General features: G+C 70.0%; 23 protein-coding genes and 1 pseudogene. 20 read left to right on the forward strand and 4 right to left on the reverse strand.

Features of this window, described 5'->3' with window-relative positions; genetic code table 11:
• Positions 1 to 41 precede the first annotated feature (41 nt).
• Positions 42 to 950, reverse strand: a complete 909-nt coding sequence (locus tag ACZ60M_RS16370; protein WP_465418852.1) for an acyltransferase domain-containing protein — start codon at positions 948 to 950, stop codon at positions 42 to 44.
• Between the two features lie 66 nt (positions 951 to 1,016).
• On the opposite strand from ACZ60M_RS16370, the gene ACZ60M_RS16375 reads away from it, so the two are divergent.
• Together ACZ60M_RS16375 and ACZ60M_RS16380 are read left to right on the forward strand one after the other, a co-directional pair.
• A complete protein-coding gene (locus ACZ60M_RS16375) occupies positions 1,017 to 1,379 on the forward strand; it encodes a hypothetical protein (RefSeq protein ID WP_465418854.1) in 363 nt (120 codons plus the stop codon).
• The gene (locus ACZ60M_RS16380; protein ID WP_465418855.1) at positions 1,376 to 1,720 is read left to right on the forward strand and encodes a DUF3817 domain-containing protein; all 345 of its coding nucleotides are present in this window, start codon (positions 1,376 to 1,378) and stop codon (positions 1,718 to 1,720) included. The genes ACZ60M_RS16375 and ACZ60M_RS16380 overlap by 4 nt, the downstream gene beginning before the upstream one ends.
• A gap of 53 nt (positions 1,721 to 1,773) precedes the next feature.
• Here the strand turns inward: ACZ60M_RS16380 and ACZ60M_RS16385 are convergent, their stop codons facing one another.
• A complete protein-coding gene (locus ACZ60M_RS16385) occupies positions 1,774 to 2,994 on the reverse strand; it encodes a L,D-transpeptidase (protein WP_465418857.1) in 1,221 nt (406 codons plus the stop codon).
• Positions 2,995 to 3,082: 88 nt separating this feature from the next.
• Complete coding sequence (locus ACZ60M_RS16390; protein WP_465418859.1) at positions 3,083 to 4,126, reverse strand: VldE C-terminal domain-containing protein; 1,044 nt, start codon at positions 4,124 to 4,126, stop codon at positions 3,083 to 3,085.
• Between the two features lie 238 nt (positions 4,127 to 4,364).
• Between ACZ60M_RS16390 and ACZ60M_RS16395 the strand changes: the two genes are divergently transcribed.
• The 8 genes from ACZ60M_RS16395 (at position 4,365) to murC (ending at position 14,175) form a co-directional block, all read left to right on the forward strand.
• Entirely contained in the window at positions 4,365 to 4,883 is a 519-nt protein-coding gene (locus ACZ60M_RS16395) for a MarR family winged helix-turn-helix transcriptional regulator (RefSeq protein WP_465418861.1), read from the forward strand.
• 65 nt (positions 4,884 to 4,948) lie between these two features.
• Positions 4,949 to 6,445 (forward strand): UDP-N-acetylmuramoyl-L-alanyl-D-glutamate--2,6-diaminopimelate ligase, encoded by a 1,497-nt coding sequence (locus ACZ60M_RS16400; RefSeq protein ID WP_465418863.1) that lies wholly within the window; start codon positions 4,949 to 4,951, stop codon positions 6,443 to 6,445.
• 52 nt (positions 6,446 to 6,497) lie between these two features.
• Positions 6,498 to 7,868, forward strand: a complete 1,371-nt coding sequence (locus tag ACZ60M_RS16405) for a UDP-N-acetylmuramoyl-tripeptide--D-alanyl-D-alanine ligase (RefSeq protein ID WP_465418865.1) — start codon at positions 6,498 to 6,500, stop codon at positions 7,866 to 7,868.
• Positions 7,865 to 8,992, forward strand: a complete 1,128-nt coding sequence (gene mraY, locus ACZ60M_RS16410) for a phospho-N-acetylmuramoyl-pentapeptide-transferase (RefSeq protein WP_465418867.1) — start codon at positions 7,865 to 7,867, stop codon at positions 8,990 to 8,992. Before ACZ60M_RS16405 ends, mraY begins: the two co-directional genes overlap by 4 nt.
• Positions 8,993 to 8,994: 2 nt before the next feature.
• A complete protein-coding gene (gene murD, locus ACZ60M_RS16415; protein ID WP_465418869.1) occupies positions 8,995 to 10,359 on the forward strand; it encodes a UDP-N-acetylmuramoyl-L-alanine--D-glutamate ligase in 1,365 nt (454 codons plus the stop codon).
• Positions 10,356 to 11,651, forward strand: a complete 1,296-nt coding sequence (gene ftsW / locus ACZ60M_RS16420) for a putative lipid II flippase FtsW (protein ID WP_465418871.1) — start codon at positions 10,356 to 10,358, stop codon at positions 11,649 to 11,651. Before murD ends, ftsW begins: the two co-directional genes overlap by 4 nt.
• Before the next feature lie 2 nt (positions 11,652 to 11,653).
• Positions 11,654 to 12,766, forward strand: a complete 1,113-nt coding sequence (locus tag ACZ60M_RS16425; RefSeq protein WP_465418916.1) for a UDP-N-acetylglucosamine--N-acetylmuramyl-(pentapeptide) pyrophosphoryl-undecaprenol N-acetylglucosamine transferase — start codon at positions 11,654 to 11,656, stop codon at positions 12,764 to 12,766.
• A complete protein-coding gene (gene murC / locus ACZ60M_RS16430) occupies positions 12,763 to 14,175 on the forward strand; it encodes a UDP-N-acetylmuramate--L-alanine ligase (RefSeq protein WP_465418873.1) in 1,413 nt (470 codons plus the stop codon). Before ACZ60M_RS16425 ends, murC begins: the two co-directional genes overlap by 4 nt.
• A gap of 54 nt (positions 14,176 to 14,229) precedes the next feature.
• Here the strand turns inward: murC and ACZ60M_RS16435 are convergent, their stop codons facing one another.
• Positions 14,230 to 15,144: a siderophore-interacting protein gene (locus ACZ60M_RS16435; RefSeq protein WP_465418875.1), complete on the reverse strand. Its 915-nt coding sequence runs from the start codon at positions 15,142 to 15,144 to the stop codon at positions 14,230 to 14,232.
• Positions 15,145 to 15,241: 97 nt separating this feature from the next.
• On the opposite strand from ACZ60M_RS16435, the gene ACZ60M_RS16440 reads away from it, so the two are divergent.
• The 10 genes and pseudogenes from ACZ60M_RS16440 (at position 15,242) to ACZ60M_RS16485 (ending at position 23,451) form a co-directional block, all read left to right on the forward strand.
• The gene (locus ACZ60M_RS16440; protein ID WP_465418877.1) at positions 15,242 to 15,976 is read left to right on the forward strand and encodes a cell division protein FtsQ/DivIB; all 735 of its coding nucleotides are present in this window, start codon (positions 15,242 to 15,244) and stop codon (positions 15,974 to 15,976) included.
• Between the two features lie 75 nt (positions 15,977 to 16,051).
• Positions 16,052 to 16,997, forward strand: a pseudogene (gene ftsZ, locus ACZ60M_RS16445) (cell division protein FtsZ); the annotation flags it as partial.
• A gap of 254 nt (positions 16,998 to 17,251) precedes the next feature.
• Complete coding sequence (locus ACZ60M_RS16450; RefSeq protein ID WP_465418879.1) at positions 17,252 to 17,959, forward strand: YggS family pyridoxal phosphate-dependent enzyme; 708 nt, start codon at positions 17,252 to 17,254, stop codon at positions 17,957 to 17,959.
• Between the two features lie 139 nt (positions 17,960 to 18,098).
• Positions 18,099 to 18,746 carry a cell division protein SepF gene (locus ACZ60M_RS16455; protein ID WP_465418880.1) on the forward strand — a complete coding sequence of 216 codons (648 nt, stop codon included), beginning with the start codon at positions 18,099 to 18,101 and terminating at the stop codon, positions 18,744 to 18,746.
• A gap of 22 nt (positions 18,747 to 18,768) precedes the next feature.
• A complete protein-coding gene (locus tag ACZ60M_RS16460; protein WP_465418882.1) occupies positions 18,769 to 19,062 on the forward strand; it encodes a YggT family protein in 294 nt (97 codons plus the stop codon).
• 82 nt (positions 19,063 to 19,144) lie between these two features.
• The gene (locus ACZ60M_RS16465; RefSeq protein ID WP_465418884.1) at positions 19,145 to 20,128 is read left to right on the forward strand and encodes a DivIVA domain-containing protein; all 984 of its coding nucleotides are present in this window, start codon (positions 19,145 to 19,147) and stop codon (positions 20,126 to 20,128) included.
• A 255-nt stretch (positions 20,129 to 20,383) separates the two neighbouring features.
• Positions 20,384 to 21,025, forward strand: coding sequence for a hypothetical protein (locus ACZ60M_RS16470; RefSeq protein ID WP_465418886.1), 642 nt, complete (start codon positions 20,384 to 20,386; stop codon positions 21,023 to 21,025).
• Positions 21,026 to 21,533: 508 nt separating this feature from the next.
• Positions 21,534 to 21,899, forward strand: coding sequence for a TraR/DksA family transcriptional regulator (locus ACZ60M_RS16475; protein ID WP_465418918.1), 366 nt, complete (start codon positions 21,534 to 21,536; stop codon positions 21,897 to 21,899).
• Entirely contained in the window at positions 21,872 to 22,504 is a 633-nt protein-coding gene (gene lspA, locus ACZ60M_RS16480; protein ID WP_465418888.1) for a signal peptidase II, read from the forward strand. The genes ACZ60M_RS16475 and lspA overlap by 28 nt, the downstream gene beginning before the upstream one ends.
• The gene (locus ACZ60M_RS16485) at positions 22,501 to 23,451 is read left to right on the forward strand and encodes an RluA family pseudouridine synthase (protein ID WP_465418890.1); all 951 of its coding nucleotides are present in this window, start codon (positions 22,501 to 22,503) and stop codon (positions 23,449 to 23,451) included. Before lspA ends, ACZ60M_RS16485 begins: the two co-directional genes overlap by 4 nt.
• Positions 23,452 to 23,504 lie beyond the last annotated feature (53 nt).

Here is a 23,504-nt window from a genome sequence, read left to right on the forward strand (position 1 = left end):
GCCGCAATCCGGAAGGATTGCGGCCGTTGCGGTATCGGGTCCTAGAGGCCCAGCCTGCCGAGGTTCAGGCGGCCGAAGCGGTTGCGCCACGGCACGTCCGCCTCGATGCCGGCCATGACCGAGCGCTGCAGGGTGTTGTCCTGCGGCAGGTCCCCGACCGGGGTGTCCTCGGGGCGTCCGAAGACGAAGCGCCACAGGTCGGACCGGTTGCCCGCCGGGTCGCCCGGGCCCTGCAAGTCGAAGAGCTCGCCGAAGCCGGGGATGTTGGACCGCTCCGGCAGCCAGTCGCGCAGTTGCGGGTCGAGCAGCCACGACTCGCACATGAACACCATGTCCTCGGGCCCGTCGTAGCGGTCGGGGAACACGGCCGGGAAGTACTCGAGGGCCCATTCGACCGAGTCGCGGACCGCGTCGAGCGTGAGCGGCCCGCCTTCGCCGCGGATGTGCATGCCCACGAACGGTTTCGGGTCGGGCCCTTCGACGCAGAACTGGAGCCGCCCGAGCTGGTAGAGCGCGCCGCGCACGTGCCCGGTGAACCAGTAGGCCGCGTCGAGGCCCGCGCGGCCGTAGATGCGGCGGTTGAAGCGCAGCTTCTCGCCGATGTCGGCGAGCACTTTGCGTGAGAGCTCCTCGTCGATGCCCCGTTCGCGGTGGAACGCGAGCATGTCGGGGACGGCCGCGAGCAGCGGGTACAGGCCCAGCAGCGGGTGCGCCTCCGGGGGCTTCGGCCAGGTCAGCCATTTGCGCCCGCCCATGTCGGCGGCGATCGACTGGTAGAGGCGGTCGGCGGTCGATCGCGCGTCGGGGTCGAGCGCGCCGAGGGCCTTCGCGGCCTCGTCGGCGTCCTCGGTCTCGGCGCCGCACCAGTCGAGGAGGAGTTCGCGGACGTCGGCGGCGTCGGGTTCGGGGTACGCCTTCACGGCGCCGGGCAGCGGCAGGTCCTGAGTCACCGGCCTATGTCACCACGCCCGGCCCCCCGGCGGCAACATCGGGTCGGTCACCTTAGTCTGGGCCCTGTGCGACGGTTGCTGACGCCTCCCTGGATCGTCCTCCACTGCTTCGCGGTGGTGTTGACGGTCGCTTTCGGGCTGCTCGCCTGGTGGCAGCTCACCCGCGCCCAGGGCGGCAACGCCATCAGCTGGGGTTACGCCTTCGAGTGGCCGCTGTTCGCGGTCTTCACCGTCGCGCTGTGGATTCGGCAGATGCGCCTGGAACTGCGCAAGGATCGCCCCCAGGAGCCGCGCCGGGGCAAGCCCGAGCCGCCGCCGATGACCTCGCCGTTCGAGCCGGGGATCATTGCGGCTCGCCGCAATGACCATGAGCTCAGCCTCAAGGCCCGGAACACCGAAACCGAACCCGCACAGGGGAGCCACGCATGAACGCCGCTCTGAAACGCTTCCGGATCGTCGCCTGGATCGTCGGCACGTTCCTGATCCTGCTCATGTTCGTCGCGATGCCGCTCAAGTACATCTGGAACTACGACGCGATGGTCCAGGCCATCAGCCCGATCCACGGCTTCTGCTACATGGTCTACCTGGTGCTCGCCTTCCACCTCGCCCAGCAGGCGGGCTGGAAGTTCTGGCCGCAGACCGTGGGCCTCATGCTCGGCGGCACCGTTCCGGTCGCGTCGTTCTTCGTGGAGCGCTGGGCGCACCGCAAGATCCTCGCCGAGCACCCGCAGGCCGCCGACCCGAAGGTCCGCACCGAAGAGACCGTCTGATCCGAGACGTGAAAAAGCCCGGCGAACTCGGTTCGCCGGGCTTTCTCGCTATGTCAGGCCTGGAGGTACGACCCGGACTTGAGCGTGTCCCAGTCGAGGCTCCAGGTGGTGAAGCCGTCGCCTTGCGGCACGTCGAGGCCGGTGTTCCGCACGATCACCGGGTCGCCCCAGCGCACGAAGTTGTAGATCCACTCGCCCATCTCGTCGGAGACGTTGATGCAGCCGTGGGAGCCGTTGGAGACGCCGAGCCGGTCGGTGGCCCACGGCGCGCCGTGGATGAACTGGCCCGAGAAGGTCAGGCGCATCGCCCACTTGACATCGGTGTCGTAGTCGTACAGGTCGGAGACGAAGTTCGACTCCTCCTCGCGGCTCATGATGATCATGGTGCCGGAGTACGAGCGCGTGTCGTTTCCTTCGGTCTCCCTGGCGCCCAGGGAGATCGGGATGGTCTGCACGACCGAGCCGTCGCGGTAGGCCTTCATCTGCTTCGTCGAGTCGTCCGCTTCGAGGTAGCGGGACTCCGAGTCGATGCTGAAGTTCGTCCCGGCGTCGAACTCGCCGTAGCTGCCGTCGCCGATGTCGAGGCCGCCGATGCCCAGGCGCACGTTGACGGTGGTGTTCGGCTGCCAGTACTCCTTCGGCCGGTACTCCAGGGCCCGCCCGGTGATCCAGTACCAGGAGCCCTCCTGCGCCGGTTCGGAGGTGACGAAGAGGCGCCGCTCGACCGAGGCCCGCAGGTCCTCGGGGACCTCGTGGTCGGTGAAGCGGAACGCGAGGATCGCGCCCATGCCGACCGTGGAGCCCTCGCCGGGCAGGTAGTTCTCGATGCCGACCCGGTTCCCCGGGGAGGCGATCGTGGTGAACGTCGAGGTCGCGGTGGCGGTGAGGCCCGCGGCGTCGTCGGCGGTGACCGTGGCCGTGTAGGCGGTCTCCCACGCGAGCGGGTCGGTGGGGACCCAGGTGGTCCCGTCGGGGTGCATGGCGCCCGCGACTTCGGTGCCCGCCGCGTCGGTGAGCTTGAACTCCTTGAACTCGCCGGACTCGACGGTCCAGGCGATCTCAGTGGCGGCGGTCGCGTCGGCGGCGCCGTCCGCAGGGGTGATCTGCACCTTGGCGGCACTCTGGGGCGCTTCGGAGGTCGCGTCGTCGCCGCCTCCGTCTTCGCCGATGGTGCCCGATTCCTTCGTGCAGGCCGCGGCGGCGATACCCACCACGGCGAGGCCGCCCGCGGCGAGGGCGCCGCGGCGGGAGAGGGAGGACGGTCCGAAGCTCATGGGACCACGGTACACAGGGACGTCGACACGGCGTCTACTTCGCACCTGTGACCTATACGGCCGCAGGTCAAAGCAACCGAATCCGCGCCTAGCGGATGCTCAGGTGCACGTGGTTGGTGTGGTCGGAGTTCGGCTCGCCGCCGGCGCCCGAGTAGGACTTCCAGCCGTCGCCCGGCATCCAGATCTGGCGGTACCAGATCACGTACTGCACGCCGAGCGCGTCGGCGTTCTCCACGAACCAGGCCGCGAGGTTCTGGCCGTAGTCGTAGTCGTCGCCCCCGGCGTCCCCGCCGAAGCCGTCGGGCTGGGCGGCGAAGTCGCAGGCCCGGCCCTTGCCGTGCTCGCCGAACGAGGACACCCGGTAGCACTTCACATACCGGGTGAAACCGACGATCTGGGCCTGTTCGAGGGCGTGGAGGGTGCGCGGGCTGAGGCAGCCCTCGGTGGTCGGGTCGTCCTCCGAGCAGCCCTCGTACGGCAGCGACCCGTCCGATTCGCGCGGCGCGGGCTCGGCAGCGGGCGCGTCGGACGCGGTGGGGCCGACCGCGTCGTCGCCGCCGGAGGCCGCGAGCTCGCGGGCGGCCTCGTCGCGGGCGTCCTCCATCTCGCCGGCGGTCTGCTCCTGCTCCTCGATGTTGTCGGCGAGGGTCTGGCGGGTCGCCTCGATCTCCTGGAGCCGGGTGATCAGCTCGTTGAGCCGGTCGGCGCGGGACTCGCCGAGGAACTGCATCAGCTCCATGGCGGCGATGGCGTTCTGCGGGTCGCCCGAGGACATGAGCGCGGCCGTGGACTGGAGGTCGGAGGTCGTGGACGCGATGTACGCGTACTCCTCGAGCTCGAGTTTGAGCGCGGCCGACTCGGCCTCGGAGTCCTCGAGCTCCTGCTCGAGGTCGGCCTGCTGCTGCTCGAGGGCGTTCAGCTCGTCCTGCGCGTCGAGGTAGGCGGCGATGGCCTCGCTGAGCGCGCCTGAGGCGCCTTCCTCGCTGTCCTGCGCTGAGGACTGCGAGGCGGGCGCGACCAGGAACACCACGCCCGCGAGTGCTACGACGGGGAGCGAGAGGACGCGCTTGGCGCCGCTGAGGAACGATCGCGGGCCGCGGACGCGCGCGGGGGAGGAAGTACCGGCGTTCAAGGCGTGAGGGTCCTTCGGTTGCTCGGAGCCGAGTGGACGGGATGGTCGGCGTACAGCCTAGAACGGGAGGATTCCTCGGGCGCATCGGGTCATTCCGGATGACCGCAGGTAGTCGCGGGGCTACGGGGTTCGCCCCGCGCTATGGCGTGGGTAACTCACGGGCCGTTCATCTTCGTTCCGCCTGCTAGGATTGTTCAAATCTGAACCAGGTGTCCGAGACCGAGGAAGGAGGGCCCATATGGGCGCGGGAGACTTCGAGAGCCGCTGGCTCGCCCCCGACGTGAACGCCGTGTGGACCCGATTCCTCCACGTCACGCACCGGCTCGAGCACCACATCGACCGGCGGCTCCAGGAGCAGCACGGCATCACCCACACCCAGTACGAGATCCTGGTGCGCCTGGCCGACAGCGACGAGCGCGCGATGCGCATGAGCGACCTCGCCGACCGCATCGTCACCGCCAAGAGCGCGGTCACCTACCAGGTCAACAAGCTCTCCGAGATGGGCCTGGTCGAGCGCCGCAAGTGCGGCCGCGACAACCGGGGCATCTGGGTGCACCTCACCGAGGCCGGCGCCGAGCGCCTGGAGCAGGCCGCGCCCTGCATCCTCTCGCTGGTGCGCGAGCTCTTCCTCGACGCCCTCAACTGCGACCAGTCCGCCGAGCTCGACAAGCTCCTCGGCACCTGGTCCGACAATCTCGACGAGCACGACCGCAACCCGATCCAGTACCCCGGCCACGAGGGCCTGGAAGCCGCGTAACCGCTTTCGGTGCGCCCCGCCGGTGTAAGGCTCGCAGACGGTGCGTACCGGTGTAGGGTCAGGCCGTGCCGAGCTTTCCGCGTCCTGAGACGACCGTCCCCTACCGCATCGACGGCCTGGCCGACCTCCTCCCCGCCGCCGGGGAACTCGGCTTCGCCGTCACCGGGGTGAGTCTCGCCGCCGACGCCGTCGAGCCCGGCGACCTCTTCGCGGCCCTGCCCGGCGCCAACCGCCACGGCGCCGAATTCTGCGCCCAGGCCGCCGAACGCGGCGCGGTCGCCGTCCTCACCGACGAACGCGGCGCGACCCTCGTAGGAGGCCTGCTCCCCGTCCTCGTCACCGCCGACCCGCGCACGCTCACCGGCGAGGTCGCCGCCCGCGTCTGGGGCCGCCCCTCCGAGCACCTCAACCTCCTCGGCATCACCGGCACCAACGGCAAGACCTCCACTGCTTATCTAGTGGAGGCCGGGCTTGCGCACGCCGGACGCACCACCGGCATCATCGGCACGGTCGAGACCCGCATCGCGGGCGAGCGCATCGAATCCGCCCGCACCACCCCCGAAGCCCCTGAGCTGCAAGCACTCCTGGCCGTCGCCCGCGAGAAGGGCGTCACCGACGTGGTCATGGAGGTCTCCAGCCACGCCCTCGTCCTCGGCCGCGTCGAAGGCTGCCGCTTCCGCGCCGCCGGGTTCACCATGTTCGGCACCGACCACCTCGACTTCCACGCCGACCTCGACGACTACTTCGACGCCAAGGCCCGCCTCTTCGACGGCCGCGCCCAGGTCGAGATCCTCAACGCCGACGACAAGCGCGTCGCCGTCCTCGCCGACCGCGGCAACCTCCAGTTCTCGCTCACCGATTCGGGCGCCGACTACTACGCCTCCGACATCGCCACCGACGGCTTCACCCAGCGGTTCCACCTCAAGACCCCAAGCGGCGCAGGCGAAGGCCTCGTGCAGATGCCCGGCCGCCACAACGTCGCCAACGCCGCGCTCGCCGTCGCCCTCCTCGAAGCCGCAGGCCTCGACACTCCGACCGCTCTCGCGGGCGTCGCCTCCTGCACCGGCGTGCCCGGCCGCATGGAACTCGTCTCAGGCGACAACCCGGTACGCGGCGTCGTCGACTACGCCCACAAGCCCGAGGCCATCACCGCCGTCCTCGAAGCGCTCCGCGACTCCACCCCCGGCAAGGTGATCGCGATCCTCGGCGCCGGAGGCGACCGCGACCGCTCCAAGCGCCCCCTCATGGGCGCCGCCGCCGCACGCGCCGCCGACCTGGTCATCGTCACCGACGACAACCCCCGCAAAGAAGACCCCGCGCGCATCCGCGACGAGGTGGCGGCCGCTGTCCAGGGCGTGCCCTGCCGTAATATCCCAGGGCGGGAAACCGCCGTCAAAGAGGCCGCCGCGCTGGCCGCGCCCGGCGACACCATCGCCCTCCTCGGCAAGGGCCACGAGACCGCCACCGAGACCGCCGAGGGATTCGTCGCCAGTGACGACCGGGTACTCCTGGCGAACGCGCTACGCGATGCCGCCAATGGTGAAACCGTCGCACGACGTTGAAGCGTGATAGTCCCGTAAAGCGAACGCACCCACAACAGGAGGAGACCGCCGCGTGATCCCCATGAGCCTGGCCCAGGTCGCCGCCGTCATGGACGGCAAGCTCAGCGAGACGGCCGATCCCGAAGCGGTCGTCACCGGCGGCGTCGAGTACGACTCCCGCAAGGCCGGGCCCGGCGGACTGTTCCTGGCGATCCCCGGCGACAAGGTCGACGGCCACGACTTCGCCGCCAAGGCCGCGGCGCAGGGCGCGGTCGCCACGGTCGCCACCCGGCCGATCGACTCGCCCGCGATCTACGTGGACAACACGATCGACGCGCTCACCAAGCTCGCCAAGCACGTCGCGGCGGCCTCGAAGGCCGTCATCATCGGCGTCACCGGCTCCAACGGCAAGACCTCCACCAAGGACCTCATCGGCCAGCTCTGCGCCGACCTCGGCCCCACCGTCGCCACCGAAGGCAACTTCAACAACGAACTGGGCCACCCCTACACCGTGTGCCGCGTCGAACCCGACACCGAGTACCTGGTCCTCGAACTGGCCGCGCGCGGCCTCGGGCACATCACGCAGCTGTGCGAGATCGCCCCGCCCACCATCGGCGTCGTGCTCAACGTCGGCATCTCCCACCTCGACGGCTTCGGCTCCATCGAGACCACCGCGAAGGCCAAGAGCGAACTGCCGCAGTTCCTCGGCGCCGACGACACCCTGTTCGTCAACGCCGACGACCCGCGCGTCGCCGAAATGGAAGGCCTCTCCAGCGCGACCGCGTGGCGCTACGGCGTCCGCGAGCCCGCCGAGATCACCGCCGCCGACATCGACCCGCGCGACGGCCGCCACGCCTTCACCCTGGTCACCCCCGACGGCGAGGCCCGCGCCGAGCTGGAACTGTGGGGCGACCACCACGTCTACAACGCGCTCGCGGCCGCCGGGGTCCTGTGGAAGCTCGGCCAGACCACGGAGAAGATCGCCGAGGGCCTGTCCCGCGCCGGCCGACTCTCCGAGCGCCGCATGGACGTCTTCACCCGACCCGACGGCACCACCGTCATCGACGACTCCTACAACGCCAACCCCGCCTCGATGGGCGCGGCCGTCCGCACCCTCGGGCAGCTCCCCACCGAGGGCCGCCGCATCGCGGTCCTCGGACTCATGGCCGACCTCGAAGAGCAGAGCGAGGACTGCCACCGCCGCCTCGGCGAGCAGGCCCGCGAAGCCGGCCTCGACGAGGTCATCGCCGTCGGCGACGGCACGGAACCCATCGTGGACGGTGCCGAAGGCGTCACCGCCACCCATGTACCCGATCAAGCCGCAGCCATCGCGCTGCTGCGCAGCCGGTTGCGCCCCGGCGACGCCGTCCTGGTGAAGGGCTCCCGATACCGGACCTGGGACGTCGCCGACCACCTGCGCGCCAAGGAGGACAAAGACCAGTGAGAGCCGTAATCGTCGCCGCGTTCGTGGCGTTCGCGCTCACCATGGCGCTGACACCGCTCGCGGCGAAGCTCTTCCGCCGCCTCAAGGCCGGGCAGCCCATCCGCACCGACGGCCCCCAGACCCACCTCGCCAAGGCCGGCACCCCCACCATGGGCGGCGTCGTCTTCATCTTCACCACGGTGCTCGCCTACGTGGCCGGCCACCTCGTCCTCATGGCCCTGCCCGAAGCGGTCGACGGCGTCACCTTCAACCGCCCCACCGGCTTCACCGCCACCGGCATCGTCCTCATCGGACTCTTCGTCTCCTGCGGCTTCGTCGGCTTCATCGACGACTGGCTCAAGATCCGCCGCAAGCACTCCGGCGGTATCTCCGGCCGCGCCAAGGTCCTCGGCCTCACCATCGCCGCCATCATCTTCGGCACCCTGGCCGTCTACTACACCGGCTCGATCGACACCAAGGAGATCTCCGAGACCGTCGCCACCCCCTACCTCTCCTTCACCCAGGACCTCGGCGAGATCCCCCTGACGAAGATCGGCATGGTCATCCTGATCGTCCTCCTCGTCAACGCCACCGCCAACGGCGTCAACCTCACCGACGGCCTCGACGGCCTCGCGACCGGCGCCTCGATGATGGCGTTCATGGCGTTCATGATCATCGGCTTCTGGGAGTACCGCCACTGGTGCGGCGGCGCCCAGCCCGCCGACAACCTCTGCTACGACGTGCGCGACCCGCTGGAGATCGCCCTCATCGCCGGTGCCGCCGCCGGGGCCATGTTCGGCTTCCTGTGGTGGAACACCTCGCCCGCCCAGATCTTCATGGGCGACTCCGGGTCCCTCAGCCTCGGCGCGCTCATCGCCGGACTCGCCTTCGCCTCCAAGACGATCCTGCTCCTGCCGATCCTCGGCGCGCTGTTCGTCATCACCACCGCCAGCGTCATGATCCAGGTGACCAGCTTCAAGCTCACGGGCCGAAGAGTGTTCCGCATGTCGCCGATCCAGCACCACTTCGAGCTCGCCGGATGGTCCGAAGTGACCATCGTCGTCCGCTTCTGGATCATCTCGGGCATCGGCGTCGCCATCGCCCTCGGCTTCTTCTTCGCCGACTTCCTGCGGATCGCGGGGTAGGGATGTCCATAGCCGACAACGTCCTCGTAGCCGGGGCCCGCGTCGCCGGGGCCGCCTGCGCCGACGTCCTCCTCGACCGCGGCGCGAACGTCACCGTCTACGACCGCGCCGACTCCGAACGGCTGCAGGCGCTCGCCGCACGCGGCGCGACCTGCGTCGTCGCCGACGCGTTCGACCCCGCGCTCCTCGACGGCGTCGAGCAGGTGGTGCTCTCGCCGGGCTTCCCGCCCCACCACCCGATCGCCGAGGCCGCGGCCGCACGCGGGATCGAGACCTTCTCCGAACCCGAACTCGCCTGGCGCCTCAGGGAACCCGGGGCCGCCCGCTGGCTCGCCGTCACCGGCACCAACGGCAAGACCACCACCACGACCATGCTCGCCGCGATGCTCGAGACGGCCGGTCTGCGCACCGCCGCGCTCGGCAACATCGGCGTCCCGCTCGTGCACGCCGCCAACGGCCCCTTCGACGTCATCGCCGTCGAGCTCTCCAGCTACCAGCTCCACTGGTCTTCCACGCTCGCGCCGACCGCCGGGGCCGTGCTCAACCTCGCCCCCGACCACCTCGACTGGCACGGCGGCTTCGACGCCTACGCCGACGCGAAGGCCGCCGTCTGGCGCGGCGGGCAGGCCGTCGTCAACCTCGACGACCCGTCCGTGGTCGCCCTCGCCAAGCACGCCGCAGCCGAGGTCACCGGGTTCACGCTCAACCACCCCGAACGCGGCCAGTTCGGTGTGGCCCTAGGGTTCCTGGTCGACTACACCGGCCCCGAGCCGGTCCAGATCTGCTCGGTCGACGACGTGCACCCCGCCGGGTGGCACAACGTCGCCAACGCGCTCGCGGCCGCCGCGCTCGCCCGCCAGGTCGGCGTCACCCACGCCGACATCGGCGAGGCGCTGCGCAAATACGTGCCCGAGCCGCACCGCAACGTCACCCTCGTCGAGCACGAGGGCGTCACCTGGGTCGACGACTCCAAGGCCACCAACCCGCACGCCGCCGCCGCCGCGCTCGCCTCCTACGACTCCATCGTGTGGGTTGCGGGCGGCCAGCTCAAAGGCGTCGACGTCGACGGCCTCGTCGCCCAGTACGCCCCGAAGATGCGCGGCGCCGTCCTCATCGGACAGGACCGTGAGCTCGTTGCCGACGCGCTGGCGCGACACGCCCCGGGCCTCCCCGTGGTGGTCCTCGACGGCCAGGACGATGCGGTGATGACCGAAGTCGCCGCCCGCGCCGCCGCGATGGCCGAACCGGGGGACACGGTGCTCCTGTCCCCGGCCGGGGCCTCCTACGACATGTTCACCTCCTATGCGCACCGCGGCGACGCGTTCGCCGCCGCAGCCCGGGCCCTGATCGAGGGTGAGGCCGGGTGAGGAGCGGGTTCACCGAGTTGCTGCGCGGCCTGCTCGACCGGCCGCTCGCCTCGTACTACCTGCTGCTCTCCTCCTCAGCGCTGCTGCTCACCATCGGGCTCGTGATGGTCTTCTCGGCCACCATGGTCGAGTCCTACGAGGCCACCGGGAACGCGTTCGCGGTGATCCTCCAGCAGGTCGTGTGGGCCGTGGTCGGCCTCGTCTGCTTCTGGGTCGCCCAGCGCCTGCCCTCGCGCACCTACCGGGCCGTGTCTCGCCCGCTCCTGGTCGTCGCGATCCTGCTCGGCCTCGTCCTGGTCGTCATGTCGATCCGGCAGAAGCAGCAGGAGGCCGCGGGCGGCGAGTCCACCGGCGGCCTCGCCACCGACCAGCTGTGGATCGACCTGGGGCCCTTCCAGTTCCAGCCCGCCGAGATCGCCAAGTTCGCGCTCCTACTGTGGGCCGCGGACTCCCTGGTGCGCCTCGGCCCGCGCATCGCGTCGTGGCGCGAGCTGGCGATCCCGATGTTCCCGATCGCCGGGCTCCTGCTCATCATCATCGGCTACGCCGACCTGGGGACGATGCTCATCATCCTGGCGATGTTCCTCGGCCTCCTGTGGGCTTCGGGCGTGCCGCTGCGCATCCTCGGCGTGCTCGTCGCCATCGGCCTGCTCGGCTCGGCGGTCCTCATCGCGTTCGAGGGCTACCGGATGCAGCGCATCATCTCGTTCGCGCGCCCGGAGGACTTCGCGGACTCGTGGGGCTACCAGGCCATCCAGGGCTACTACGCGATCGCGGACGGCGGCTGGTTCGGCCTCGGCCTGGGCGAGAGCCGCCAGAAGTGGGACTGGCTGCCCAACGGCCACAACGACTTCATCTTCGCGCTCATCGCCGAGGAGCTGGGCGTCGTCGGCTGCCTGGTGATCCTCGCGCTGTTCGCGGTGCTCGTCTACACGGGCTTCCGGATCGCGCGCCGCTCGGACGACCCGTTCCGGGCGCTCGTCGCGGGGGGCGTGACGATCTGGATTGCGGGCCAGGCGTTCATCAACATCGGCGGCGTGCTCGGGCTCATCCCCATGACCGGGGTGCCGCTGCCGTTCATCTCCGACGGCGGCACGGCCCTGGTCGTGATCCTCGCGGCCGTCGGGATGCTCGCCGGGTTCGCACGTGCCGAACCCGACGCCGCCACGGCGCTGCGGGCCCGCAACCCCTCGCGTCTCGTACGCTTGCTGTGGGCCCCCCTGCCGCCCGCACCCCGCTCCGAGTCCGACCCGGAGCCCGTCAAGAAGAAAACTACGACCAGAAAGACATGACGTTGCCTCAGCTTCGATCGGTCGTCCTCGCCGGCGGCGGCACCGGCGGCCACATCTACCCGCTCCTGGCCTACGCCGACTGCCTGCGCCGGCACGACCCCCACATCCGCGTCACCTGCCTCGGCACCGAGAAGGGCCTGGAGAACGACCTCATCCCCAAGGCGGGGTACGACCTGCGCAACGTCCCGGCCCACCAGCTGCCGCGCAAGATCAACCTCGACCTGCTGCTCACCGCGCCCCGGATGCTCAAGGCCATGAAGGCCACCCGCGACATCATGGACGAGGTCCAGGCCGACGTCGTGGTCGGCTTCGGCGGCTACGTCGCCGTGCCCGCCTACCTCGCCGCGTGGCGCCGCAAGACCCCCATGGTCATCTTCGAGTTCAACGACCCGCCCGGGGTCGCCAACAAGATGGCGCTCAAGTTCAGCGACAACCTCGCGCTCGGCTTCCCGCACCTGCCGCAGGCCTCGCCGATCCTCGCCGACGGCACCATCACCGGCGTGCCGCTGCGCCCCGAGATCGCCCACCTGGACCGCAATGCGATGCGCGCCCAGGCCTGCCAGTACTTCGGGCTCGACCCGCGGCGCCCCGTCCTGTTCGTGTACGGCGGCTCGCAGGGCGCGGCCTCCATCAACAACGCCGTCTCCGGTGCGGCCCAGGCGCTCACGCACCGCGGCGTCCAGGTCCTCCACATCACCGGCGCGCGCCGTGAAGAGCCCATCCACATCCCCGAGGGCCTGCCCGTCCCGTACCGGACCCTGCCGTACCTCGACCGCATGGACCTCGGCTACGCCGCCGCCGACATGGTGCTCGCCCGCGGCGGCTCCATGACGGTCGCGGAGGTCTCCGCGCTCGGCGTCCCCACCGTCTTCGTCCCCATGCCCTGGGGCAACAAGGAGCAGTACCGCAACGCCGGCCCCGTCGTGGACGCGGGCGGCGCGATGTTCTGCGACGACGAGAACCTCAACCCCTCCTGGATCGAGGCCAACCTCATCCCGGTCATCACCGACCCGCACCGGGTCGCCGCGATGTCCCGGGCCTCGGCCGCGTTCGGCAGCCGCACCGGCGACGAGGCGCTGCGCAACTACACACTGAAAGTCCTGGAGCAGGCATGAGCGACGACCCCAACGACCTGACGAGCCCCATCGACGAGGGCGTCACCGCTGAAGACCTGGGACGCGTGCTGTTCATCGGCGTCGGCGGCGTGGGCATGAACGGCCTCACCCGGCTCTACGCCACGCGCGGCCTGCCGGTCTCCGGCTCCGAGCTGAAGGACTGGCCGAGCCTGCCCGAGCTCGAACGCCTCGGCGTCACGCTCCACCGCGAGCACGTCGCGTCGAACCTCGACGGCATCGACACCGTCGTCCGCTCGACCGCGCACAACGACGAGCACCTCGAAGTCGCCGAGGCCCGCAAGAGGGGCATCCGCGTCTACCACCGCTCCGAGGCCCTGGCCGCCGCGATGACCGGCCGCCGCTCGATCGTCGTCACCGGCACGCACGGCAAGACCACGACGACCGCGATCATCACGCAGATGCTCGCGCACGCCGGCCTCGATCCGTCCTATGTGAACGGCGGCGAGAACATCGGCGCCCACACCGGCGCCCACGGCACCGGCGAGTACTTCGTGGCCGAAGCCGACGAGTCCGACCGCTCGTTCCTGCGCTTCCGCCCCGAGATCGGCATCGTCACCAACATCGACGTCGACCACCTGAACACCTACGGCGACATGGAGTCCCTCACCGAGGCCTTCGAGCGCTTCTGCCGCAACACGGACAAGGACGGCCTGCTCGTCCTGTGCGCCGACAACCCCGGCACCCTGAAGCTCGCCAAGAAGCTCCGCGCCGAGGGTCGCACGGTCGCCACGTACGGCTTCGCCGACGGCGCCGACATCCAGCTCGGCGAGGTCGAGTCCACGAAGGACGGCGTCGACTACACGGTCCTGTACCAGAACCAGGTCCTCGGCCGCTTCCACCTCCCGATGCCCGGCAAGCACATCGCGCTCAACTCGGCCGTTGCCATCGCCGTGGGCCTGTACGTCGGCCTCGAACCCGAGGCGATCGCCGAGGGCATCGCCGCGTTCGGCGGTGTCAAGCGCCGCTTCGAGAAGCGCGGCGAGAAGGACGGGTACGCGGTCTTCGACGAGTACGCGTACCACCCGACCGCGATGACCGCCGCCGTCCAGACCCTCAAAGAGGTCGCGGCCCCCGGCAAGCTCGTCGTGGTCTTCCAGCCCTACCGCGTCTACCGCACCATCGCGATGCGCGACGACATCGCCGGGGCGCTCTCCCTGGCGGACAAGGTCGTCGTCATGGAGATCTTCGGCCCCGGCGAGGACGTCCCCGAAGGCGAAGGCGGCCAGGCGCTCCTGGACGCCGTCACCCTCCCCGACGGCGACAAGGTCTTCGTCCCCGAATGGGACGACGTGCCCGCCGCTGTGAAGGCCCTCGCGCAAGAGGGCGACGTGGTCGTCACCATGGGCGCCCCGCCCGTCCAGCTCATGCCGGACGACCTCCTGCGTTAGCTACCGAAAGCGAAGGGCCGCACCCGTTCGGGTGCGGCCCTTGAAAACCGTGCCTTAGTCCCAGGCGGCGCCGTTGCGCCAGTAGCCCATGAACGCGCCGCACTCCTTGGGGAGGCCGAGCTCCTTGCGGACGGTGAAGCGGAGGGTCTTGACGACGCCGGTCTCGGCGGCGATCCACACGTAGGCGTCGGACTGGGCGACCTCCTGCGGTGCCTCCCAGATCATCTCGTCGTCGTTCTCGTCGAACTGCCCGGTGTTCGCGAAGTCCATGGCGCGGGCCGCTTCGGTGACGGCCGGGATCAGCCGGTCGCCCCAGACCGCGCCGCCGCGGGGGAGCCACACGACCTCGACGTCCTCGGGTGCGTCGATGTCGAGCACGTCGGCTTCGTCGGGGACTTCGATGAACGCCTTGCCGCGCGCGGTGATCGGGAGGTCTTCGAGGATCGCGGCGATCGCGGGGGCGGCCGTCTCGTCCCCGGCGATGAGGAGTTCGGCGCCTTCGGGGGCGCGGAAGTCGACGCCGCCGTGCGGGCCGTCCCAGCGCGCGTCAGGGCCCAGCAGCAGGAGGTCGTCGCCTACGGCCGCATCACGGAGCCACCGCAGCGCGGGGCCGCACTCGTCCTCGCTGCGCGCCTCGTGGACGACCATGTCGACGTCGACCTCGCCGAGGGCGCGGCGGACCGCGCGCACGGTGTAGGTGCGGACGCCGCACTGGTCCTCTTCGGGGAGGGCGCGCAGCTCGGAGTACCACCGCTCGCTCGTGGGCATCTTCTCGAAGCCGCACGCGGCGGCCGGGAAGATGAGTTTGAACCGCTGGTCGTAGCCGTTGTCGGCGAAGTTGACGAGGGTGTCACCAGTGAACGTGACGCGTATGAAGGAGGGGCTCAAGCGCTGCAGCGCCCGCACTGTCACGGGGAACAGCTCGAACGGCCGGACGGTGTCGGTCTGTTCCTCGGTCTGCGTCGCCACGCGGCACTCCTTCTCAAGAATAAGGTTTGCCTAACCTTATCCGAAGGGTCGGGCGAGCCGCCACCGCCGAACGACCGGGACGTGGAATCATCGACCCATGCGCGGCCCAGAGAACACGTCCGAAGCCGGCCCCTGGCGGCTCGTCCACGTGGTGCGCCGCAAACTTCCCAACCGGCGCTTGAGATGGATCTCCATCGGCGTCCTCGCCGTCCTGCTGCTCGCCTTCGTGATCGTCTGGACCACACCGCTGTTCGAGGTGAAGCGGATCGAGGTCACCGGCACCTCGGTGCTCACGCCCGAAGAGGTCGCCGCGCTCGGCCGCGACTCGGTCGGCGGCTCCGTGCTCGGCGCCGACCTCGACGGGATCGCCACCGCCGTCGCCGCCCTCGCCCCCGTCAAATCCGTCGAGGTCACCCGCGCCTGGCCCGACGCGGTGAGTGTCGCCGTCACCGAACGCGAGCCTTATATGGCCGTTCCGGTGGGTGACGAGACTTTTCTCATGGTCGATTCCGAAGGTGTGGTATTCGACGAGACCGACGCCGCTCCCGGAACTATTTGGAGGGTCGAGCTCGCCGAGCCGGGTCCCGACGACCTCGCCACGATCGAGACCCTCATAGTGCTGCAGGCACTCCCGGCGCACCTCGCCGACGAGGTCGAACACGTGGCTGCGCCGTCCCCCGCCGGCGTCACCCTGTATCTCGAAGATGGACGGACGCTCCGGTGGGGCGACGGTTCCGAAAGCGAGCAGAAAGCCGAGGTCGCCGATCGATTGTTGGCCGGGGGGTACGAACATGTCGATGTCAGCGCACCAGATGCCCCCACTGTGAGTTAGCGTTAAGGGGGGAGCGGGTGTGCGCGCACATCCGTTTGCCGTACCCAGGGCCGAAGGGGAAGGAAGGCAGCAGCGATGACACCACCGCACAACTACCTCGCCGTGATCAAAGTCGTTGGAGTCGGGGGCGGCGGCGTCAATGCTGTCAACCGGATGATCGAGGCGGGCCTCAAGGGCGTCGAGTTCATCGCCATCAACACCGATGCGCAGGCGCTCTTGATGAGTGACGCCGACGTCAAGCTCGACGTCGGCCGCGAACTGACCCGCGGCCTCGGCGCGGGCGCCAACCCCGAAGTCGGGGCGAAAGCCTGCGAGGACCACCGCGACGAGATCGAGGAAGTCCTCAAGGGAGCGGACATGGTGTTCGTGACCTGCGGCGAGGGCGGCGGCACCGGCACCGGCGGCGCGCCCGTCATCGCCAACATCGCCCGCAAGCTCGGCGCGCTCACCATCGGCGTCGTCACGCGGCCCTTCGCCTTCGAAGGCAAGCGCCGCCAGACCCAGGCGGTCTCGGGGATAGACGATCTGCGCAACGAGTGCGACACGCTCATCGTCATCCCGAACGACCGGCTGCTGCACCTCGGCGACCGCTCCATCTCCATGATGGACGCGTTCCGCCTCGCCGACCAGGTGCTGCTCTCCGGCGTCCAGGGGATCACCGACCTCATCACCACGCCCGGCCTCATCAACCTCGACTTCGCCGACGTCAAGAGCGTCATGAGCGGAGCGGGCTCGGCCCTCATGGGCATCGGCTCGGCCCGCGGCGAGAACCGCGCCGTCGAAGCCGCCCGCGCCGCCATCGAGTCGCCGCTGCTGGAGCAGAGCATGGAAGGCGCCCGCGGCGTCCTCCTCTCCATCGCAGGCGGATCGGACCTCGGCCTGTTCGAGATCAACGACGCCGCCGAGCTCGTCTCCGACTGCGCCCACACCGACGCCAACATCATCTTCGGCGCTGTCATCGACGACGCCCTCGGCGAAGAGGCCCGCGTGACGGTCATCGCCGCCGGGTTCGACGTCGAGGACGAGGCCGAATTCGAACTGGCCCAACCGAGCCGCATCTCCGCCCTGCCCGAGCAGAAGCCCGAGCCGGTGCGCGAGACCAAGCCCGAGCCCGAGCGCGAGTCCGGCAGCGGCAAGGTCCTGTTCGACGACGTCGACGTCCCCGCCTTCCTCAAAGACGGCTTCTAGCGGCGACGGACCGTCGAGACACCGCGTCTCGGCGGCCGTCGTCCGCCCGCGCCGCCCCGCCAAGCCAGACCGCTAGGACCTTCGCTCTTGACCACCCAGTCGCGCCGAGACCGGTTGCGGGACAACCTCGACCGGACGCGCGAAGCCATCGCCGCCGCGTGCGCCGACGCGGGCCGCACCCCGGACTCGGTCCGCCTCATCGCCGTCACCAAGACCTTCCCCGCCTCCGACGCCGCCCACCTCGTCGCCCTCGGCCAGACCGACCTCGGCGAGAACCGCGACCAGGAGGCCGCCCCCAAGGCCGCCGAACTCGCCGCCGCGGGCCTGGAACCGGTGTGGCACTTCGTAGGCCAGCTCCAGCGCAACAAGGCCAAGTCCGTCGCCGCGTACGCCCACTGGGTCCACTCGGTCGACCGCGCCCCCCTCGCAACCGCCCTCTCCACCGCCGCCGCCGCCCACGGCCGCAACCTGAACGCACTCATTCAGGTGAGTCTCGACGGCGACACCTCCCGCGGCGGCACGCCCGTCGCAGGACTCGAAGCCCTCGCCCAGGCCATCGCCGCCGCCCCCGCGCTCACCCTCAAAGGCGTCATGGCCGTCGCCCCCCTCGGCTGGGACCCCGCCGAAGCCTTTGCCCTGCTTGCCGAGTGCTCCAAGACGGTCCAGCACACCGACCCCGGCGCCACCGAGGTCTCCGCAGGTATGAGCGGCGACTACCGGGCCGCCATCCGGGCAGGGGCCACAATGGTCAGACTGGGCAGAAACGTGCTCGGCGAACGTGAACCGATGGCGTAAGGTGTGGGGCAGCAGTGGCACGATGCCGTACGACGACGATTGACTAGTCGGGCAAAAACACATCCGTGTAAGGAGTCGGCGCTAGGATGAGACCGCGTACCTGACTCAACAGGGGCGGCCCGAGGAGGGAGCACGATCGATGGGCGCGATGCGGAAGGCAGGCATCTGGCTCGGCCTCATCGAGGACGAGGACGATCGCGGCTACAACAGCGGCTACGAAGAGACCGACGAGTTCGCCGAGGAGCAGCAGCAGCAGACGGCGGCCCCCCAGCGGGTCCGGGGCGCCCAGCGCACCACCGGCCGGGTCGGCCGGGCCGCGTCCGACGAACGCCCCGTCCGCCAGCTCAACCGCGGCTCCGGCTCGGTGACCCCGCTGTCCTCCCGCGAGAACGGCCGCGACACCGGCCTCCGCGAGACCGGTGCCCGGGAAACCCTGACGCGCGACAACCTCGCGCTGGCCGAGCCCGCCACGGTGCGGCCGGTACCGGCAGCGGACGACCCGCACGCGAACTACCGGATCACGACGCTGCACCCGACCACGTACAACGAGGCGCGGACGATCGGCGAGCGGTACCGCGACGGCACCCCGGTGATCATGAACCTCTCCGAGATGGAGGAGGCCGACGCCAAGCGCCTGGTCGACTTCGCCGCGGGTCTCATCTTCGGCACCCGGGGTTCGTTCGAGCGGGTGACCAACCGCGTGTTCTTGCTCTCGCCCCCTCATGTTCAGGTAACGGCGGAGGACAAGGCCAAGATCGCCGAGGGCGGGTTCTTCAACCAGACCTGATCCGAGGGATACACTGCGAACCGTGAACCTGGCACTGCAGCTGATCTATCTGGCGCTCTTCGCGTTCTACCTCTTCCTCCTGGCCCGTCTGGTGTGCAGCGTCGTGGTGCAGTTCTCCCGCCGCTGGGAGCCCGGACCGAAGTCCGCGGCCCTCCTGGAGACCGTCTACAGCGTGACGGACCCTCCCCTGAAGGGGTTGAGGAAGGTGATTCCGCCTCTCAGGCTTGGTACTGTATCGATTGATCTGGCGTTCCTCGCGCTGCTGCTGATCACGTGGATCCTGATGGACCTAGTCGTCGGGCGAAACATCTCCTAGCAGCGCTTGGCGGGGGTGCGAGACACGGTTATCGTGTCGAGTGGCCTTGTGCGCCAGGCGAACAGCTGAGAAGGAGTTTCGAATGCCGCTGACCCCAGCCGACGTTCACAACGTCACGTTCAAGAAACCCATGCTCGGGAAGCGCGGATACGACGAGGACGAGGTCGACGGTTTCCTCGATGAGGTCGAGCGGGAGCTCGCACGCCTCAGCGACGAGAACGGCGAACTTCGCGCACAGCTCGAGAGTCTCCGCGCCGGTGCTCCCCCCGGGGCAGCCGACCACGCCGAGATGGCCGCCGCACTCGACCGAGTGCAGCGGGAGAAGCACGCTATGGAGCAGCAGCTCCAGGAGCTCGACGCCGAGCTGCACGGGATGCACCAGGAGATGGTGGCCTCGCAGCAGCAGGCGCAGCAGCTCCAGCAGGAACTGGCCCAGCGCGGCCCCGAGCAGGCGGCCCCGGCCCCTGCTGGCGGCGGCGAGCAGGAGGCCCTGCGCCTCCTCATGGTCGCCCAGCGCACCGCCGACGAGCACCTGGAGGACTCCCGCCGGGAGGCCGACACCGTGCTCGGCGAGGCGCAGCGCGAGGCCCAGTCGATGGTCTCCGAGGCCCAGCGCGAGGCGCAGACGATGGTCTCGCAGGCGCAGCGCGAGTCGAAGTCGATGATGACCGAGGCGCAGCGCGAGTCGAAGGCCCTCCTCCACGACGCCCAGCGCGAGTCCGAGTCCATGGTCACCGAGTCGCGCGCCGCGGCCGAGGACCTGGTGGGCCAGGCCCGCGACAAGGCCGAGCGCATGGAGATGGAAGCCGAGCAGGAGCGCCAGAAGGTCATCGGCCAGCTGGAGGACTCCCGTTCGTCGCTGCTGAAGAACATCGAGGAGCTGAAGACCTTCGAGCGCGAGTACCGCACTCGTCTGAAGCTGTACCTCGAGAGCCAGCTGCGCGACCTCAACGGCCAGCAGGGCCGCACCGAGGACGAGGGCTTCGAAGAGGCCCCGCAGCAGGCGTCCCCCAACGATCGCACCGGTGCCAGGTCCGCGTTCGTGATGCAGGGCGGGCGCGGGTAACACCCCTCCCGCTCCTCCCCGGGACACCCTCCTCCGGTCGGCCCGAGGCGCACGGTTTCACGAACGAGCAGAATCGTTGCGCCGGGCCATAACCTGAACGGGGATCGCCTCGTTAATCATGGTTGAGCGGGTGAGGGCGCGGTTGCACCGCCGCCCTCACCGCCGCACCATGCTTCAACGATGCCGCGGTCCCCGCAGGGGGGCCGCGAAGGACCGCGCGAGGGCCCCGCTACCTTGCGCAGGGGAGGAATCGACGTGATCGTCAGCAGCCTGCTGATCCTCGTCACCGCGGCGGTCTTGCTGGTTATTGGCATGATCTCCGGGAACAACCAGTTGCTGGTCTCGTCCATCGCGGCGAGCCTGGCCGCAGGCATAGCCCTGTACGTCGGGATTCGCGGTCGCGGCGCCCGGCGCCCCCGCGTCGCCTCGCGCCGCGCCGACCTCGACCGGTCGCCGCGCAGGCGCGTGGACGACGACGACACCCAGCAGTTCCGCCGGATCGGGGCGGACGACACCCCGACGACGGAGATGCCGCTGCTCGAAGGCAAGGTCTTCGAGTCCATGGACTACGCGGTGGACCGCGACCCCGAACTGCGCTTCGAGGACGTCCCGCCGCGCCAGGCCCCCGTGAACCGCCACCGCGCCCCGGAGTCCACGGCCGACGAGCCGACCGAGCAGCGCATGACGAGCATCGAGTCGGCGGCGCTCATGCGCCTCGACACCGAGGTCGCGGTCGTCGACGGCCGCCCCCGCTTCCACCACTCGGCCTGCGCGCACCTCTCGGGGCGCGACCACGAGCCGCTGGCCGTCTCCGAGGCGCTCGAACTGGGCTTCACGCCGTGCGCGATGTGCGAGCCGGTGTCGCGCCTGCTCCTGGTCCCCACGGCCGGGCGCTGACCGGGGGCGTTCTTGGCAAGGGATTGCTTTTCGCACGGCGCTTGCGGCCCCCGCGCTTGGTAACGCGCAGTCCGGACACAAGTTCTCGAAGTAATTGACCTACTTGCAGGACTTGCGTATCCTGTGTGCTCAACTGCGCGGCAGGACCCCGCCTCGGCGGGGCCTGACGCGCAGTGTCCTCGTTTCGACGAGGCCGTCACGAGTACGCGATTTCGGGAGCCGCGATGCCGAACACCCGATACGGGCCGCAGCCGCGGCGCCGCCGTGCTCTGACGCGACCGGAACCCGAGCCGACATACCCCTCCAGAGGCGCGTCATGACTGCAGCGAAGAAGACCCAGAAGCAGGCCCCTGCGAAGAAGGCGGCCGTGAAGAAGGCCGCGGTGAAGAAGGCCGCCGCCAAACCGCCGGCGGCGAGCGCCGCGAAGAAGACCGCCAAGAAGGCCGCGAAGCAGGCCCCGCCCGCCCCGGCCGCGGCGGCATCGGCCGAGGAGGCCGAGGCGCAGCAGCTGCGGACCGAGAGCGAGCAGGCCGAGCTGCGCGCCGCCCTGAAGGAGCGGCTGGACGAGCTCGTGGAGGAGCAGCAGCGCTACAGCGACTCGATCGTCCTCGCCCAGCGGGAGCGGTTGAGCGACACCGCCGGGGACGACCAGGTCGACTCCGGTTCGAAGACCGTCGAGCACGAGCACGAGGTCGCCGTGGCAGATTCGCTCTCCGAGCGCATCCGGCAGGTCAGCCACGCGCTCGAACGGCTCGACGAAGGCACTTACGGCTTCTGTGAGCGCTGCGGTAAACCGATCCCGGCGGCGCGGTTGGCCGCGTTCCCGTCCGCTACCCTCGACGTCGGTTGCAAACAGCTGGAGGAGCGACGCTGAGCGAGGACACGCAGCCCGAGGCCGGCAACGGCCCGGGGCCCGACGAGAAGACCCCCACCCCTGAGAAGAAGCCCGCACGTCGGCCTGGGCTGATGATCGCGGCGCTGCTCATCGCGGCCCTCGCGATCGGGCTGGACCAGTGGACGAAGAACCTGGCCGAGGCCAACCTGGACCCGGCCGATCCGGTGCGCATCCTGGGCGGCCTCGTCTACCTGGACCTGACCTGGAACTCGGGGGCGGCGTTCAGCCTCGGCACCGACTACACGTGGATCTTCACGACCATCGCCTCGGCGGTGGTGGTGTTCCTGATCGTGCTGTCGAGCCGGATCGTGTACCCGGTGTGGGCCGTCGCGATCGGGCTGGTCCTGGGCGGCGCGGCGGGCAACCTCTTCGACCGGTACTTCCGGGAGCCGGGCTTCCCGAACGGGCACGTCGTGGACTTCATCAGCGTGTTCAAGCCGGACGCGCAGGCGTTCCCGATCTTCAACATCGCCGACTCGGCGCTGTGCTGCGGCGTGGTGCTGATCGTGCTGCTCGAGCTGACCGGGCGCGGGTTCTCCCCTGAAGCCCGCAAGGGCGAGAAGAAGAAGGAGGCCGCGGCATGAGCGACACCGCCGCGCGCCAGACCCGTGCGCTGCCGGTCCCCGAGGGCTTCGAGGGCGAGCGGATCGACCAGGTCGTCTCGCGCCTCCTCGGCCTGTCCAGGACGGTGGCCGCCGAGCTCGTCGCGGCCGGCGACGTGACCGTGGACGGCGCTCCGTGCCAGACCAAGTCCGAGCGCGTGAGCGCCGGGGCCTGGCTGGAAGTGGTGCTCCCGCCGCCGCCGGAGGACCTGCTGGTCCGCTCGGTCGAGCCGGTCGAGGGCCTCGACATCGTGTTCGACGACGACGACATCGTGGTGGTCATGAAGCCCGTCGGGGTCGCGGCGCACCCGAGCCCGGGCTGGACGGGCCCCACGGTCACCGGCGGTCTCGCGGCCGCCGGGTACCGGATCTCCAGCCACGGACCCGACGAGCGGCAGGGGATCGTGCACCGCCTCGACGTGGGCACCTCGGGCCTCATGGTCGTGGCCAAGAGCGAGGCCGCCTATTCGGAGCTCAAGCGCGCCTTCAAGGAGCGCCGGGTCTCGAAGCGGTACCGCGCTGTCGCCCAAGGGCACCCGGACCCGCTGTCGGGGACGATCGACGCGCCGATCGGGCGCCACCCGAGGCACGACTACCGCTGGGCCGTCGTCGCCGACGGCAAGCCGAGCGTCACGCACTACGACACGATCGAGGTCTTCCCCGGGGCGTCCCTCATGGACATCGGGCTGGAGACCGGCCGCACGCACCAGATCCGGGTGCACTTCTCGGCGCTGGGGCACCCGCTCGTGGGCGACGCGACGTACGGCGCGGACCCGACGATGGCGGAGCGCCTGGGCCTGACCCGGCAGTGGCTGCACGCTTACCGGCTGGAGTTCGTGCACCCGACGACGGGACGAACCGTCACCTTCACGAGTGAATACCCCGCCGACCTGGAATTGGCACTGGCGCGGTTGCGGGACGACTCCTAGGGAGCCTCTAGACTGGGTTCTAGAAAGTCGCTGTCGACGCCCGCCGCACTGTC

Source organism: Glycomyces sp. NPDC050141, assembly GCF_055586545.1.